Raw genomic sequence first — 14,527 nt, 5'->3', positions numbered from 1 at the left:
AACTGCTCTAGACGCCGTTCAGGGGCCTGATGTCTACACTTCGCACATGTCGGCCGATGACGTGGCGCGAATATTCGCGATCGAGGACAAAGTCGAGCGACTCAAGGCCGCAACGGAGGGTGTCGCAGCGGCTCAGCAAACCATCAACGAGCTCACTCGAATTCGACGTGCGGTAATCCGGGAGTTGCACGCCGAAGGGTGGACTTTCGCCAGAATAGGGGCCGCGGCGGGACTTTCCCGCGCCCGGATCCATCAGGTGAGTACCCAGGGCCCGGCGCCGGAAGGATTGTTCTTCGGCCACGGCCCGCTCACCCTGCTGGTCCCCGATACGCGTGCCGGCCGGTTGATCGGCGCACCGGACCCGGCAGCCGCTGCGCGGCTCGCCGAACAGCTCGAGGAGCTGGGTTTCGGGGTGACAATCGAACCGTTCGCACCCGGACGGCCGGTGGACCTCCTGCGGGACGGTCTCATCGTGCTCGGCGGCCCGGAACTCTCGCCGAGCCTGCGCCAGCTCATCGCCGGCGATCCGCGGCTGCGGCGAGCGGTCGCCCGGCCCGGCGACGGACGGCGCGGTATCGAAGATCGAGCCGCCCGCCGTATCTACCGGCCCGCCAGTCCGGACCCGCACGATATCGCCTATCTGGCCCGGCTACCGCGGCCGGACGGCCGGGGCACGGTGCTGGTGATCGACGGTCTGCACCCGCCCGGTTCGCTCGGCGCGGTCCGGCTGCTGGCCACCCGGCTGGCCACCCTGCACGAACGGGCGGCCAATCGCCGGTTCTCGGTGCTGATCGGGGTCCGGTACGAACGCGGGACCGGAGAGCCGGTGGACGCGGACCTGCTGACACCGGTCTACCTGCACGACCCGGTCGATTCACGGCTGCGGCCGGTGCGCCAGCGCCGCTGACCACCGGCCACCGCGGCCACCCCTGACCCCGGCACCACCACCCGCCGAACCCGGCACCCAGGGACCCGGCAGCGGCGGCACCCCCAGACCCGATAGCGGCGGCGCTACGGGCTGATGGCGACGGCACTACGGGCCCGGTATTCCTCGACGCAGGCACCCGCCCGCGTCTTTCGGAGGCAGTGAATTCGTATCCGCACGACAATTCCCGACACGCCCGGAATCGTCGATAGCGACAACGAATATTGGCTTGTCAACGATATTGCTACGCTGGCGCTGACGCTGGGGTCATACGGTCTGCCGCCTGCATTTCGCCGAATTCGGGGAAAAGCCCGGTAACCGTGAAACAGCACCGATAGGTGCGCATAGTGCCTCCGGCGTGTCCGGCTCCGACAAGGTAATTCGTGGAGGCGCAGGTGGACGCGTTGGTCATCGTGGCGGTGATTCTGGTCGTGGCCGGACTGCTGGTCACTGTGATCCTGTGGTTGCGCAATCCCGGCTCGGCGGACACCGAATACGTCACTGTCGCCGAACTCCAGGCCCGCCTCGAACACGAACGCGACGAGCCGGAAGAATCCGCAGACTCCGCGGAATCCGGCGACCATACGGCCACTGCCCCCGGATCGGAGCCGGCCACCACCGAACGACCCCGCACCCCAGCGGAGTCCGGCACCGCGCCCGAGACCACGCCCCCGCCCGCAGCCGATCCCACGACCGGAAGCACGCCCACAACCGGCTCCGGGTCCAGTCCCGAATCCGCGTCGACCGCCGCGAGCTCCGGCGCCGGAACCCCGGAAGCCGCAACCGGCGGCGAGTCCACGATCCACAGCGAGACGGAGGCCGAGAGCACCACCGCGACCACCGGGGAAACCGCCGTCGGCAGCCCGTTGGAGTCCACCGGCGAGCAGGCCGAGCAATCGACTACCGCAGCGCCGGACGAACACGAACCGGACCAGGACCCGACGCAGCCTGAACCGGACAACCCGGCGCGGAAGTCAGAGAAGCCCACCGACGATCGACGATCGTAGGCAGCACCTATAGTGTGCCGGCGGCCCGGCGACGACCCGCGGCCGCGGCGGCAATTCGGTCAACCCGGGGGCCGTTTACCGGTCGTTCCCTTCGCCGTCCCGACCAGACCAACCGTTCGCCGGCCCCAGGGCCGGAAGATCCCAGTCCACCGACGACGCAACCCGGTCCGGATCGCCGCAACCGCCACGTCCAGAAACCGAGCCCAGGCAACCGCCGCGTCCAGAGATCGGGCTCAGGCAGCCGCCACGTCTGGGCGGATCGTGTTCATGGGCGGCCGGTCGACCAGATCCACGGCGGTGCTGTGCGGGGTGAACTCGTTGCCGACCAGCGGGAACTGAGTGAGCGCCGCACCCGAATCCGGCACCCCGCTGCGGGCCAGTACGGTGCCCAGAATCTGCCGGCTCATCACCCCGAGATCGGCCAGCGGGCGGTTGCGGTGCGTTCGGACCCCCAGATTGACCTGACCGATGGCCGCCAACCCCAACCGGTCGAAGGTGTCGAGCAGCAGCCCGATCTCGACTCCGTACCCGGGCGCGAACGGGACCGCGGTGAGCAGCTCCCGGGTCCCCGCGTATTCCCCGCCCAGCGGTTGCAGTACCGGTGTCAGGCCGGGCCGCAACGCGGCGAGCAGCGGCCGGGCCACGAGTTCGGTGACCCGCCCGCCGCCGTGCGCGTCGACCTCACCGCCGTGCCGCAGCGGGCGCCGGTAGTAGGCCTTCACCAGATGCAGGTCCGGGGTGGTCAGCAGGGGTCCGAGCAGTTTCGGCACGAAGGCCGGATCCGGGTCGATCAGATCGGAGTCGACGAAGGCCACCAGATCACCGCTGGTCACCGCCAGCGAACGCCACAGCACCTCCCCTTTCCCCGGTACGGGTTCGAGCTCGGGCACCGCCTGCTCCCGGGTGACTACCTCGGCGCCGGCCGCGCGGGCACGTTCGGCGGTCGCATCCGTCGAACCCGAGTCGAGGACCACCAGCTCGTCCACCAGACTGCCCAGCAGCGGCCGGATACTGGCCACCACATCGGCGACCGTGTCCTGCTCGTTCAACGCCGGCAGCACCACCGAGACGGTGCGTCCGGCCTTCGCGGCGACCAGATCGGCCACCGCCCATTCGGGTGTATCCCAGGTATTCGTCGTGGCCCAGCCGGGCTCGTGGTGTGAGAGTTTCATACGAGACCTCGCAGAGTTCGTACCGGGGGCCGGATACCCTGGATCGCGGCAATCATGTCGACCACATGCCGGGTCGCTGCGACCTCGTGCACCCGGAAAACGCGAGCACCGGCCGCGGCTGCCCAAGCAGTTGCCGCCAATGTGCCCTCCAGCCGTTCGGAAAGTCCGACACCTAATGTCTCTCCGATGAAATCCTTGTTGCTCAGCGCCATCAAGACGGGCCACCCGGTTTTTACAAGAACGTCCGCTGCGCGCAACAGTTCGAGCCCGTGATAGGTGTTCTTGCCGAAATCGTGGGTGGGGTCGATGAGCACAGAGTCCCTGCGTACACCCGCCGCCACCGCCGCCTCCGCGGCTCGCACAACGGCATCGGTCACTTCCGCCACCACATCGGGGTAACGAACCCGATGCGGGCGAGTCCGCGGTACCGCACCACCGGTATGGCTGCATACGATCCCGGCTCCGGTCGCCGCGGCCACGGGCACCAGTTCCGGATCGGCACCGGCCCAGGTGTCGTTGATCAGATCGGCGCCCTCGGCCACCGCGGCCCGCGCGACCTCCGCACGCCAGGTGTCGACACTGATCAGCAGGTCGGGATATTTCGCGCGGATCGCCGCGACGAACGGCACCACGCGCCGCGCTTCCTCCGTGGCGTCCACCGTCTCCCCGGGGCCTGCCTTCACCCCGCCGATATCGACGAGATCGGCCCCTTCGCCGACGGCCCGGTCCACCGCTGCCAGCGCAGCACTGTCACCGAAGGTGGCGCCCCGGTCGTAGAACGAATCCGGGGTCCGATTCACAATGGCCATGACCAGCGCACGGTCCGCCGCCACCGTCCGGCCGCACAATGTCGGCGCCGGACGGACAGGTTCGAACATGAGCTGAGCTTATTGGCGCGCCGGTGGCGGGCAGGTTCCGGCCCCCTAGGCGTTGTCGATCCACCCGCGACCCCCGCGGCTACGTACCGTCAGACCGCCCGGAGCACCGCGTCCTGGGGTGGCTGCGGGTTCAGCGCGGCGAACGCTTCGGACAGGTCCGCGGTGACGGTGATGAGGTCGAGGGCCTGTTGCGGTACGAAGCCGCGGTCGTGGAGTTCGGCGAGCCAGGAGAACAGACCGGAGTAGTGTCCGCCCGGGTCGAGGATCGCCATGGGTTTGGTGTGCTGGCCGAGGTAGCCACCGGTCCACGCCTCGAAGAACTCTTCGAGCGTGCCGATACCGCCGGGAAGGGTGAGAAAGGCGTCGGCGCGGTCTTCCATGACCTGTTTGCGCTGGCGCATGGTGTCGGTGACGATCAACTCGTCGGCGTCCACATCGGCGACCTCACGATGCACCAGATGTTTCGGGATGACGCCGATGGTGTCGGCGCCGCCGGCGCGGGCCGCGGAGGCCACCGCGCCCATCATCGACACATGCCCGCCACCGGACACCAACTGCCAGCCGCGCCGGGCTATCTCGGTACCCACCCGCGCCGCGAGCGCCAGATGGCCGGGGTCGGTGGTACTCGCGGAGCAGTACACGCAGACGGCGAACGGTCGTGGGTTCACTGGTTCCCCTCCAGGTAGGCGCGCAGCATCTCGGTGACGGCGGTGATCTGATCCAGCGGGACGTGTTCGTCGCGTTTATGCGCGAGATTGGGGTCGCCGGGGCCGAAGTTCACCGCCGGAATACCGCGGGCGGCGAACCGGGAGACATCGGTCCAGCCGTATTTCGCGCGGATTCCGGCCGAACCGTGCGCCCGGACCACGTCGACGAGCCCCTGCGCCGCGGGGGCGGTGAGCCCGGGCAGCGCGCCGGGTGCCGCGTCGGTCACCGTGAAGTCCAGTTCCAGGCCGGCGAAAACCTCCCGGACGTGTTCGGTCGCCTGCGCGACGGTGCGGTCGGGTGCGAACCGGAAGTTCACCTCCACCGCGGCGGAATCCGGAACGACGTTCCCGGCAACCCCGCCCTCGACGCGCACCGCAGACAGCCCTTCCCGGTAGCGGCAGCCGTCGATATCGACCTCCCGCGCCCGATACTCCGACAACCGGGTCAGGACGGGCGCGAGCCGGTGGAGCGCATTGTCACCGAGCCAGGAACGCGCCGAATGCGCCCGCACCCCGGCCGTGCTCAACCGGACCCGCAGCGTGCCCTGGCAACCGGCCTCGATCCAGCCGCCGGAGGGTTCGCCCAGGATCGCCAGATCGGCGTCCAGCCATTCCGGCAGCTCGCGTTCGATGGTGTTCAGGCCGTTGAACTCGGCGGCGATCTCCTCGCAGTCGTAGAAGATCAGGGTCAGATCGTGGGCGGGTTCGGCAATGGTGGCGGCCAGATGCAGGAATACCGCGTCCCCCGATTTCATATCGACCGAGCCGCAGCCGTACAGCACCTCCGCCCCGTTCTCGACGGTGAACCGGCCCGGCACGTTGTCCGCGATCGGCACCGTGTCGAGATGCCCCGCGAGGACCACCCGCGTGGGTAGGCCCCGGTCGGTCCGGGCCAGCACCACGTTGCCGCGGCGCACCACCTCGAAGCCGCTGGTCTGGGTGCGTAGCGCCGTTTCGACGGCGGTGGTGATCGCGGCCTCCTCCCGGGACACGCTGGGAATATCGACGAGGGCCGCGGTCAGCGCGATGGGATCGGCGTGCAGGTCGAGGGTCACGGGATACGAGCGTAGAGGTGCCGCACCACTGCGGAAACGCTGGTGGGTAGGCTGCGGTGTCGTGAGCACTCAGGGAGCAACCGCTATCGGCATCGCCAACGTGACCACCGACGGAACCGTTCTTGATACCTGGTTCCCCGCCCCGCAGCTGGGTGAGTTCACCGAGAACGGCACCGAGCGGCTCACCGAGGCGCCCGCCGAACTGGCCGAACTGGTGGGTCCCGATTCTGCCCGCGGGGTCGAGGTGATCGCCGTCCGCACCACCATCGCCGACCTGTCCGCGGCCCCGGTCGACGCACACGATGTGTATCTGCGCCTGCACCTGCTGTCCCACCGCCTGGTACGCCCGCATTCGGTGAGCCTGGAAGGACAGTTCGCCCTGCTCGCCAATGTCGTCTGGACCAACCACGGGCCCGCCGCGGTGGAAGGGTTCGAAACCACCCGGGCGAAACTGCGCGCCCGTGGACCGGTCACCGTGTACAGCGTCGACAAGTTCCCGCGCATGGTCGACTACGTAGTCCCCGCCGGGGTCCGCATCGGCGACGCGGACCGGGTCCGGCTGGGCGCGCATCTGGCGGCCGGAACCACCGTCATGCACGAGGGCTTCGTGAACTTCAACGCCGGCACCCTCGGCACCTCCATGGTGGAGGGCCGTATCTCGGCGGGCGTCGTGGTGGGCGACGGCTCCGATATCGGCGGCGGGGCGTCCACCATGGGCACCCTGTCCGGCGGCGGAACCACCATCATCTCGATCGGCGAACGCTCGCTGCTGGGCGCGAATTCGGGCCTGGGCATCCCGCTCGGCGACGATTGCGTACTGGAGGCGGGCCTCTACCTCACCGCCGGTACCAAGGTCAGCACGCCGGACGGCAAGGTGATCAAGGCCGCGGAACTCAGCGGTACGAACAACCTGCTGTTCCGCCGTAATTCGCAAACCGGTGCGGTGGAGGTCGTTCCCCGCTCGGGAACGGGCATCGAACTGAACGAAGCCCTGCACGCGCACAACTGACCGGCTCACGCCGTAATCCCGGCACCGGTTCACGAACTCGGACGCGGGCAGCCCCATATGCGAAGCGCATCAGGTGAAACGACACGGTTGCCGAATACCTCGAACGGACAGACCTGTTCCGATATCCGAGTTCCCTACCTCGGCGGAGCCGACATCATCGGCAGCGAATCGGGCCCGGCCGGCGGTTGTGGGGTTTCCTGGCTACGGCGCCCTCAGATCCCGAAGGCGATCACGCGTTCCGGGTGGATGCGGATCAACTCCCCGGGTTCGGTACCGATGTATGTGGCGGTACCGGTGAGTGCTTCGGCGGTACCGCGGATCTCCAGGCAGCGCACCCGCCACGGCTGGACCGAGGCGATATCGTCGACCACGAACGCGACCCGGTCGTTCTTCGCGAGGTTGCGGAACTTGCGTGAGCGGCCCATATTCCAGCCCGCGATATCGATGGTGCCGAGGTCGGGGTTGTAACGGAAGCCGACAGGGTTGTTCTGGGGCGCGCCGTCCGGGCCTACGGTGGCCAAACGGCCGAGCCGTTGCCCGGCCAGGTAGTCGAGGTGTTCGGGAGCGAGGGTCGCGTTCATGGGGCCGACGGTAAGACCTCGAGTACGGTTGGGGTCAATACCGTAGGGTCCATGGCAGCGCGGTCACCCCTCCGGTGCCTCGGCGCGGCTCAATTGTTTCTTCTGCACCTTGCCCATCGCATTTCTCGGCAAGGAGGCGACAAAGCGGATCTCCCGCGGCCGCTTGTGGGCCGAGAGCTCTCCGGCGACCTGGTCGATCAGTTCCTGTTCGGCGGGCGCGCAACCGCGCGGGACGACGAACGCGACGATCCGCTGGCCCAGATCGGCATCCGGTAGCCCGACGACCGCCACCTCGGCGACACCGGGATGGCCCAGCAGGGTGGTTTCGACCTCGCCCGCGCCGATCCGGTACCCACCGGATTTGATCAGGTCCACCGACTCCCGGCCGACGATCCGGTGGAATCCGTCCGCGTCGATCGCCGCGACATCGCCGGTGCGGAACCAGCCGTCCTCGGTCCAGCATTCGGCGGTGGCCTCCGGGCGGCCGAAGTATCCGTCGAACAGCATGGGACCGCGCACCTGCAAACCGCCGATACTCGAACCGTCGTGCGGCACCGGTTGTCCCGCTTCGTCCCGCAGTCTGGTCTGCACGCCCCGCACGGGCACCCCGACCCAGCCCGGCCGGCGTTCGCCGTCGGCGCGCGCGGAGAGCGTGATCATCGTTTCGCTCATCCCATAGCGTTCGATCGGCGCCTGGCCGGTGAGTTCGGCCAACCGCTCGAACACCGGTGCGGGCAGCGGCGCGCTACCGGAGATCAGCAGGCGCGCGGCGCTCAGCTGTTTCGCGGCGTCGGGATCCTCGCTGATCCGGGTCCAGACGGTGGGCACGCCGAAATACATGGTGCCCGCGGTCGCGGCGTAGTTCGCAGGCGTCGGTTTCCCGGTGTGCACGAGCGGGCTGCCGACCCGCAGCGGTCCGAGCACACCCAGTATCAGGCCGTGGACGTGGAACAGCGGCAGGCCGTGCACCAGCACATCGGCCGGGGTCCACGACCAGGCTTCGGCGAGCGCGTCCAGTCCGGCGGCGATCGCACGCCGGCTCAGCACCACACCTTTCGGCAGGCCGGTGGTGCCGGAGGTGTAGAGCACGAACGCCGGCGCGGCGGGGTCGGGCTCGGGGTAGGTATGCCACGACCGCGCGTGCCGGCGCACCGGGACCACCGGTAGCGCGGTACCTTCCGGCGCCTCCCCCAGCCACGCCTGTGCCCCGGAATCGGCGAGCATATGGTCGAGTTCGGCGGTACCGGAATCGGGTGGTACCGGCACCACGGTCACTCCGGCGATCAGGCAGCCGACGACGGCCAGCACGGTGGATGCCGTGGGGCGGGCCAGTACCGCGACCCGTTCCGCGCGGGCGATCCGTTCCGCCACCGAAGTGGCCGCACCGAGCAGATCACTGCGCGAAAAGGTGGTTCCGTCGATCGTGACGGCGTCGGGTATATCGGCTCCCGCGGCGACGGCCAGTGGGTCCAGCGATCGGAGCAGACGCGGCGCGAGGGACATGCGCCCAACCTACTGCCCGGTGCCGCCGCGGTTTCGCAGACCTACCCGGTCGTGGGGTGCCCGGCGGCCGGGCGGTTCGGCCCGGATTCAGGTATCCGCGATCGGTACCCGGAACGAGACCGCGACATGATCGCGGGCGTACTGCCGGACGGCGATATCGTCGTCCAGCGGAATCACCGTCTGCGGAGTCAGTGCCAGTGATAATGCGGTCCGCGCGACCGTTTCGGCCACCGGCAGCGGATCGTAGGCCGGCAGTTTTCCTTCGGTCTGCAACCGGGTGACGAACTCGGCGAGGTAGTCGCGGCCGAGTTCGATGACGGGGGCGCCCTTGGTGGTCAGGTAGGGCAGCACGATCTCGGGTTCGGTATCGAGCAGCCGGTCCAGCAGCCGGTTACCGCGCAGACCGTCGAGGAAGGCCACGAACAATTCGACGATCTGGTCTTCGGCACCGGCGTCGCGGTCGATCTGCCGTTGCACCGCGGCATCGACACCGTCGATGAACTCACGGGTCTGTTGCAGCCCTACGGCCTGGATCAGATCGGATTTGCTGGAGAACCGGCGGTACAGCGTGGCCAGCGAGAGCCCGCCGCGCCGGGCGACCTCCACCATGCTGGTGCGTTTGATCCCGAAATCGAGGAACGCCTGTAGCGCGGCGGCAAGCACCGATTGGTCGTGATCGCGGCGCGGCGATCGCACCAGTGGCAGCAGTTGAGCCAGCGCACCCATCTCGGCACCTCTCGCGTTCGGTGACGCAATGACACAGTAAGCATCGCACAACTACGATGACGGTTGACGCCCGATAGAGTGAATGAGATGGTTATCATATAATCCTCTCACAGGAAAGAGGTCACCGATGACCGTTCCCCAGCCCATGTCACCGAGCGAACCCGAACCCCGCCCGCTCCCCGCCCCCGATTTCGACGTCGAAGACCATATCGTCGGAATCACCGCCTTCCTCGGCGGCATGGCGAACGTGATCATGCAGCTGGGTTTGCGGCCGGTCGCCTACGGCGTCATGGAAAGCGATGTCAGAAGCGGCAACGTGATGGAGCACCCGTTCAAGCGGCTGCGCACCACCCTCACCTATCTGGCGGTCGCCATGCTGGGCACCGAGAAGGAACGCGACGCCTACCGGCTCGCGGTCAACACAGTCCACCGCCGCATCCGCACCAAACCCACCAGCCCGGTCAAATACAACGCCTTCGACCCCCAGCTCCAACTCTGGGTCGCGGCCTGCCTGTACTTCGGATTCGTCGACCTCCTGGAAAAAGTCCAGGGCCCCATGGACGAAGCCACCGCCGACACTTTCTACGCGCACAGCATCCGGCTCGGCACCACCCTGCAGGTGCGCCCCGAAATGTGGCCGCCGAACCGGGCCGCGTTCTGGCAGTTCTGGGAGAACAACCTGGACAACCTCGACATCGACGACACCACCCGCGCCTATTTCAACGACCTCATCGACCTGAAGATGCTGCCGCTACCGGTGCGGTGGGTATCGGCCGGGTTCCACCGGTTCGTCGTCACCGGCTGCCTGCCCCCGCAGATCCGCCGGAAGATGAGCCTGAGCTGGACCACGAGCAATCAGCGCTGGTTCGACCGCACGATGAAGGTCATAGGCTCGAGTCTGAAACTCCAGCCCCGGGCCTTGCGCCAGTTCCCGATGAACTACTACCTGTGGGATATGCGCCGCCGCATGCGCAAGGGCAAACCACTGGTCTGAGGCCCCCGGCGCGGCATCAGGTCCGCGCGGGCGTCGCCAGGGCGCGCAGGAAGAAACCGAGGTTGGCGGGGCGTTCGGCGAGGCGGCGCATCAGGTAGCCGTACCACTGATTCCCGTACGGCACGTAGACCCGGACGAACTCGCCGCGACCGGCGAGCCGCTCTTGTTCGCCGGTACGGATGCCGTACAGCATCTGGTACTCCCACTCGCCGGGACCGCGCCCGGTCCGGGCGGCGAGATCGGTCGCGGCAGCGATCAGCGCGGGATCGTGCGAAGCCACCAGTGGCCGGGCCGAGCCCTGCATCAACACCCGCAGACAGCGCAGATACGCGCTGTCCACGTCGGCGCGGCGCTGGTGGGCCACTGTCGCCGGCTCCCGGTAGGCGCCCTTGCACAGACGCACCCGTGCGCCCGCGTCCGCGAGGTCCCGGCAGTCGTCCACGCTGCGGTACAGGTATGCCTGGATCACCGTGCCCAACCAGGAAAAATCCGACCGTACCCGCCGAACGGCGGCGAGGGTGGCCGCCGTGGTCGTATGGTCCTCGGCGTCCACGGTGACCCATACCCCCGACTCCGCGGCCTTGGTGCAGAGCACGCGCAGGTTCTCGGTGGCGATCGCCGGCCCATCCGGGCCCAGCCACTGGCCGAGCGCCGAGAGTTTGACCGAAACCTCGAGCGGTGCCGCGCCGGCCGGGACAGCAGCGGTGTCCAATGCCGCGAGGTCGTTGATCAGCGCCAGATATTCGGCGACCGCGGCGTCGGCCTGCGCACGGTCGGTGGTGTACTCGCCGAGGAAGTCCACGCTCACCGCCCGCCCGCTCGCCAGCAGTTCCCGAACCCCGGCAACCAACTCCGACCGCGTCTCCCCAGGCACGAAGCGGCGGACGAGGGCGGCGCTCACCCGGCTGGTAATCAGCGTCCGTTTCACCCGATCGGACCCGGCGGCCGCGAGGATCGCCGGGCGCAGCGGATTCACCCGGCCTCCCGGAACACCACGCGAACTCGCCAGTTCATCCCCGCTCCATATGCGGATACCGGTGATCGGTGTGCGGGACGAAGGTCTCCTTGATGGCCCGTGGCGCCACCCAGCGCAGCAGGTTCAGCGGAGATCCGGCCTTGTCGTCGGTACCCGAGGCCCGGGCGCCACCGAAAGGCTGCTGCCCCACCACCGCGCCGGTGGGTTTGTCGTTCACATAGAAATTGCCGGCCGCGAACCGCAACCGTGCGGAAGCCTCCTCGACCGCCTGCCGGTCCTGCGCGAAAACGGCGCCGGTCAGCGCGTACGGGGCCGCCGATTCCACTTCGGCCAGAATGCTCTCCCACGTGCCGGGCACGCTGTCGTCGTACACGTATACCGAGAGAATCGGGCCGAAATATTCGGTGGCGAACGATTCGTCGCGGGGATCCTCCGCCAGCAGCACGGTCGGACGGACGAACCAGCCCTCGCTGTCGTCATAGGTGCCGCCCACCGGGATCGGCACATTCGCCGAACGGGCGCGCTCGATCGCCCGCACGCTTTTGTCGTAGGCGCGCCGGTCGATCAAGGCCCCGCCGAATTTCGACAGATCCGCGACATCTCCATAACTCAATGAATCGGCGATCCCGAAGAAATCGTCGCTCATCACCCGCCACAGCGAACGCGGCAGATACGCGCGCGACGCAGCCGAGCATTTCTGCCCCTGGTACTCGTACGCGCCGCGGATCAGCGCGGTACGCAGCGCGGCCGGTTCCGCGGACGGATGCGCGACGACGAAATCTTTCCCGCCGGTCTCCCCGACCAGCCGCGGATACCCGCGATAACGGCCGAGGTTGGCACCGACCTGACTCCACAGATACTGGAACGTGGGCGCCGACCCGGTGAAATGGATACCGCCCAGCCGCGGATCGGTGAGCGCCACTTCCGAAAGCTCTCTCCCGTCCCCGGTGACCATATTGATAACCCCCGGCGGCAGCCCCGCGGCCTCCAGCAGTTTCATCGTGTAATACGCGGCCAGCGTCTGCGTGGGCGACGGTTTCCACACCACGGTATTGCCCATCAAAGCCGGGGCAGTTGGCAGATTCCCCGCGATAGCCGAGAAGTTGAACGGCGTGATCGCGTAGACGAAACCCTCCAGTGGCCGATAATCGAGCCGGTTCCAGACGCCCGGACTCGACTGCGGCTGTTGCGCCAGAATGCCGCGCGCGAACGACACGTTGAACCGCCAGAAATCGACCAATTCGCACGGTGCGTCGATTTCGGCCTGCGCCGCCGATTTCGACTGCCCCAGCATCGTCGCCGCGGCCAAGGTCTCCCGCCACGGACCGGACAGCAGATCGGCAGCCCGTAGCAGCACCGCGGCGCGTTCGTCGAACGGAAGCGCGCGCCAAGCGGGCGCGGCAGCAGTCGCCGCTTCGATCGCGGCGGCGGCTTCATCGTGCGTGGTATTCGTGTAGATCCCGAGCACCTGCCGGTGCCGATGCGGTGCGACGATCTCGCGGCGCTCGCCGATCCCGGGACGGTGTTTACCATCGATGACCAGGGGAATGTCGAGTGTGGTGCCCGAGATATCGGCCAGCTTGCCGAGCAGGAGCTCCCGCTCGGAGCTGCCCGGCGCGTAAGTATGCACCGGTTCGTTCACGGGGGTCGGGACAACTGTGACAGCGTCCATACGCCCAGGCTAACTCTATTTTCCGGCCCCGCCCCCGACGACGCGGATTGCTGGGTCTTTTTTGCGCCGGACTCGCCAGCGCGGGTGGTCACGTTCGTTTTCTCGTGGCCGGAACCCTTCCAGAACCTCACTGAAACTCGGCCGCGCGGGTGGTGCCTGGGGATGGTACGAGCCGGGAGCCCACCCGGACGCTGAGGGCCCTGCTCACAAACGAGCGGCGGCGGCGGCTATTCGTTCGTCGGTGGCGGTGAGGGCTATGCGGACGTGCCGGGAGCCGGCGGGGCCGTAGAAATCGCCGGGGGCGGCGAGGATACCGCGGTCGGCCAGCCAGTCCAGGGTGTCACGACAGGGCTCGTCGCGGGTGGACCACAGGTACAGGCCGGCTTCGGAGTGGTCGATCCGGAAACCCGCGCCCAGCAGGGCGGAGCGCAGGATTTCCCGGCGCGCGCGATAGCGCTCCCGTTGAACGGATTCGTGCTCGTCGTCGGCCAGCGCCGCCGACATCGCCGCCTGGATCGGGAATGGCACCATCATGCCGGAGTGCTTGCGCACCTCCAGCAGTTCGGCCACCAGATCCTGGTCGCCGGTGACGAAACCCGCCCGGTAACTGGCCAGATTCGAAGTCTTCGACAGCGAATGCACCGCCAGCAAGCCGGTGTGGTCGCCCTCGCACACCCGCGGATCCAGGATCGATACGGCCGGTTCGTCCCAAGCCAAACCCAGATAGCACTCGTCCGAGGCCACGATCACGCCACGCTCCCGGGCGAAGGACACCACCTTGCGCAGGTGCTCCACACCCAGCACCTTGCCGGTCGGGTTCGAGGGAGAGTTGAGGTAGATCAGAGCGGGTTTCTCCGGCCCCAGCCGGGTGAGACCGTCGGCACGCAAAATCCGGGTGCCGGCGAGCAGGCCACCGACCTCATACGTCGGATACGCGACCTCCGGAATCACCACGAGATCGGTGGCGCCCAGCCCCAGCAGCCGCGGCAGCCCCGCGATCAGTTCCTTGGTTCCGATAACGGGCAGCACAGCCGCCTCGCCCACCCCGGTGATCCCGAACCGCCGCGCCAACGCGGCCACGGCCTGCGCGCGCAATTCGGGCGTGCCATGGGTGGTGGGATAACCGGGCACCTCGGCGACCGAACTCAACGCCGCCCGGATCAGCGGATCCACCGGATCCACCGGGGTACCGACCGACAGATCGACCAGCCCACCGGAATGCGCCGCCGCCTTCGCCTTCACACCGGCGAGCGTGTCCCACGGGAAATCGGGCAGCGCCGCGCTCACCCGGCGACGATGCGTTACCTCAGTGCTCATCTACC

The 14,527-nt window shown here is 68.1% G+C and carries 14 protein-coding genes; 4 read left to right on the top strand and 10 right to left on the bottom strand.

From position 1 onward, the window contains the following. Positions 1-46: 46 nt before the first annotated feature. Together IU448_RS17055 and IU448_RS17050 are read left to right on the top strand one after the other, a co-directional pair. Positions 47-907 (top strand): hypothetical protein, encoded by an 861-nt coding sequence (locus IU448_RS17055; RefSeq protein WP_195056616.1) that lies wholly within the window; start codon positions 47-49, stop codon positions 905-907. Positions 908-1,308: 401 nt separating this feature from the next. Then, positions 1,309-1,932 (top strand): hypothetical protein, encoded by a 624-nt coding sequence (locus tag IU448_RS17050; protein ID WP_195056615.1) that lies wholly within the window; start codon positions 1,309-1,311, stop codon positions 1,930-1,932. Positions 1,933-2,165: 233 nt separating this feature from the next. Here IU448_RS17050 and IU448_RS17045 read toward each other — a convergent pair whose 3' ends face one another. The 4 genes from IU448_RS17045 to dapE all read right to left on the bottom strand — a co-directional run bounded on the left by IU448_RS17045 (position 2,166) and on the right by dapE (position 5,744). Next, positions 2,166-3,104, bottom strand: a complete 939-nt coding sequence (locus IU448_RS17045; RefSeq protein WP_195056614.1) for a glucosyl-3-phosphoglycerate synthase — start codon at positions 3,102-3,104, stop codon at positions 2,166-2,168. Continuing rightward, positions 3,101-3,982: a dihydropteroate synthase gene (gene folP / locus IU448_RS17040; RefSeq protein WP_195056613.1), complete on the bottom strand. Its 882-nt coding sequence runs from the start codon at positions 3,980-3,982 to the stop codon at positions 3,101-3,103. Before folP ends, IU448_RS17045 begins: the two co-directional genes overlap by 4 nt. A gap of 89 nt (positions 3,983-4,071) precedes the next feature. Then, a complete protein-coding gene (locus tag IU448_RS17035; protein WP_195056612.1) occupies positions 4,072-4,650 on the bottom strand; it encodes a TIGR00730 family Rossman fold protein in 579 nt (192 codons plus the stop codon). Continuing rightward, the gene (gene dapE, locus IU448_RS17030) at positions 4,647-5,744 is read right to left on the bottom strand and encodes a succinyl-diaminopimelate desuccinylase (RefSeq protein ID WP_195056611.1); all 1,098 of its coding nucleotides are present in this window, start codon (positions 5,742-5,744) and stop codon (positions 4,647-4,649) included. The genes IU448_RS17035 and dapE overlap by 4 nt, the downstream gene beginning before the upstream one ends. A 61-nt stretch (positions 5,745-5,805) precedes the next feature. Here dapE and dapD point away from each other — a divergent pair, with 61 nt between their 5' ends. Continuing rightward, a complete protein-coding gene (dapD, locus tag IU448_RS17025; protein WP_195056610.1) occupies positions 5,806-6,753 on the top strand; it encodes a 2,3,4,5-tetrahydropyridine-2,6-dicarboxylate N-succinyltransferase in 948 nt (315 codons plus the stop codon). 212 nt (positions 6,754-6,965) lie between these two features. Here dapD and IU448_RS17020 read toward each other — a convergent pair whose 3' ends face one another. From IU448_RS17020 to IU448_RS17010, 3 genes are all read right to left on the bottom strand, one after another. After that, on the bottom strand, positions 6,966-7,334 hold the full coding sequence (locus IU448_RS17020; RefSeq protein WP_195056609.1) for a PPOX class F420-dependent oxidoreductase: 369 nt from the start codon (positions 7,332-7,334) through the stop codon (positions 6,966-6,968). 63 nt (positions 7,335-7,397) lie between these two features. Beyond that, on the bottom strand, positions 7,398-8,837 hold the full coding sequence (locus IU448_RS17015; RefSeq protein WP_195056608.1) for an acyl-CoA synthetase: 1,440 nt from the start codon (positions 8,835-8,837) through the stop codon (positions 7,398-7,400). Between the two features lie 87 nt (positions 8,838-8,924). Then, positions 8,925-9,563: a TetR/AcrR family transcriptional regulator gene (locus IU448_RS17010; RefSeq protein WP_195056607.1), complete on the bottom strand. Its 639-nt coding sequence runs from the start codon at positions 9,561-9,563 to the stop codon at positions 8,925-8,927. A 127-nt stretch (positions 9,564-9,690) separates the two neighbouring features. On the opposite strand from IU448_RS17010, the gene IU448_RS17005 reads away from it, so the two are divergent. Continuing rightward, positions 9,691-10,557: an oxygenase MpaB family protein gene (locus IU448_RS17005; protein ID WP_195056606.1), complete on the top strand. Its 867-nt coding sequence runs from the start codon at positions 9,691-9,693 to the stop codon at positions 10,555-10,557. A 16-nt stretch (positions 10,558-10,573) separates the two neighbouring features. On the opposite strand, the gene IU448_RS17000 is transcribed toward IU448_RS17005, so the two are convergent. The 3 genes from IU448_RS17000 to dapC all read right to left on the bottom strand — a co-directional run bounded on the left by IU448_RS17000 (position 10,574) and on the right by dapC (position 14,522). Continuing rightward, positions 10,574-11,533, bottom strand: coding sequence for a proline dehydrogenase family protein (locus IU448_RS17000; RefSeq protein ID WP_195056605.1), 960 nt, complete (start codon positions 11,531-11,533; stop codon positions 10,574-10,576). 34 nt (positions 11,534-11,567) lie between these two features. Next, positions 11,568-13,205: an L-glutamate gamma-semialdehyde dehydrogenase gene (gene pruA / locus IU448_RS16995; protein ID WP_195056604.1), complete on the bottom strand. Its 1,638-nt coding sequence runs from the start codon at positions 13,203-13,205 to the stop codon at positions 11,568-11,570. Between the two features lie 204 nt (positions 13,206-13,409). Next, complete coding sequence (gene dapC / locus IU448_RS16990; protein ID WP_195056603.1) at positions 13,410-14,522, bottom strand: succinyldiaminopimelate transaminase; 1,113 nt, start codon at positions 14,520-14,522, stop codon at positions 13,410-13,412. Positions 14,523-14,527: the final 5 nt, after the last annotated feature.

The sequence above is a fragment of the Nocardia flavorosea genome (assembly GCF_015477805.1).
Lineage (GTDB): Bacteria > Actinomycetota > Actinomycetes > Mycobacteriales > Mycobacteriaceae > Nocardia > Nocardia flavorosea_A.
Note: the sequence above shows the minus strand (reverse complement) of the source record. Positions and strands in the feature narration are given on the sequence as shown.

Excerpts from the sequence above, each read along its gene's own strand:
- IU448_RS17005 (WP_195056606.1), top strand. The coding sequence starts at position 9,691 with ATGACCGTTCCCCAGCCCATGTCACCGAGCGAACCCGAACCCCGCCCG.
- folP (WP_195056613.1), bottom strand. The coding sequence starts at position 3,982 with ATGTTCGAACCTGTCCGTCCGGCGCCGACATTGTGCGGCCGGACGGTG.
- IU448_RS17045 (WP_195056614.1), bottom strand. The coding sequence starts at position 3,104 with ATGAAACTCTCACACCACGAGCCCGGCTGGGCCACGACGAATACCTGG.
- IU448_RS17015 (WP_195056608.1), bottom strand. The coding sequence starts at position 8,837 with ATGTCCCTCGCGCCGCGTCTGCTCCGATCGCTGGACCCACTGGCCGTC.
- dapC (WP_195056603.1), bottom strand. The coding sequence starts at position 14,522 with ATGAGCACTGAGGTAACGCATCGTCGCCGGGTGAGCGCGGCGCTGCCC.
- pruA (WP_195056604.1), bottom strand. The coding sequence starts at position 13,205 with ATGGACGCTGTCACAGTTGTCCCGACCCCCGTGAACGAACCGGTGCAT.
- IU448_RS17020 (WP_195056609.1), bottom strand. The coding sequence starts at position 7,334 with ATGAACGCGACCCTCGCTCCCGAACACCTCGACTACCTGGCCGGGCAA.
- IU448_RS17010 (WP_195056607.1), bottom strand. The coding sequence starts at position 9,563 with ATGGGTGCGCTGGCTCAACTGCTGCCACTGGTGCGATCGCCGCGCCGC.
- IU448_RS17055 (WP_195056616.1), top strand. The coding sequence starts at position 47 with ATGTCGGCCGATGACGTGGCGCGAATATTCGCGATCGAGGACAAAGTC.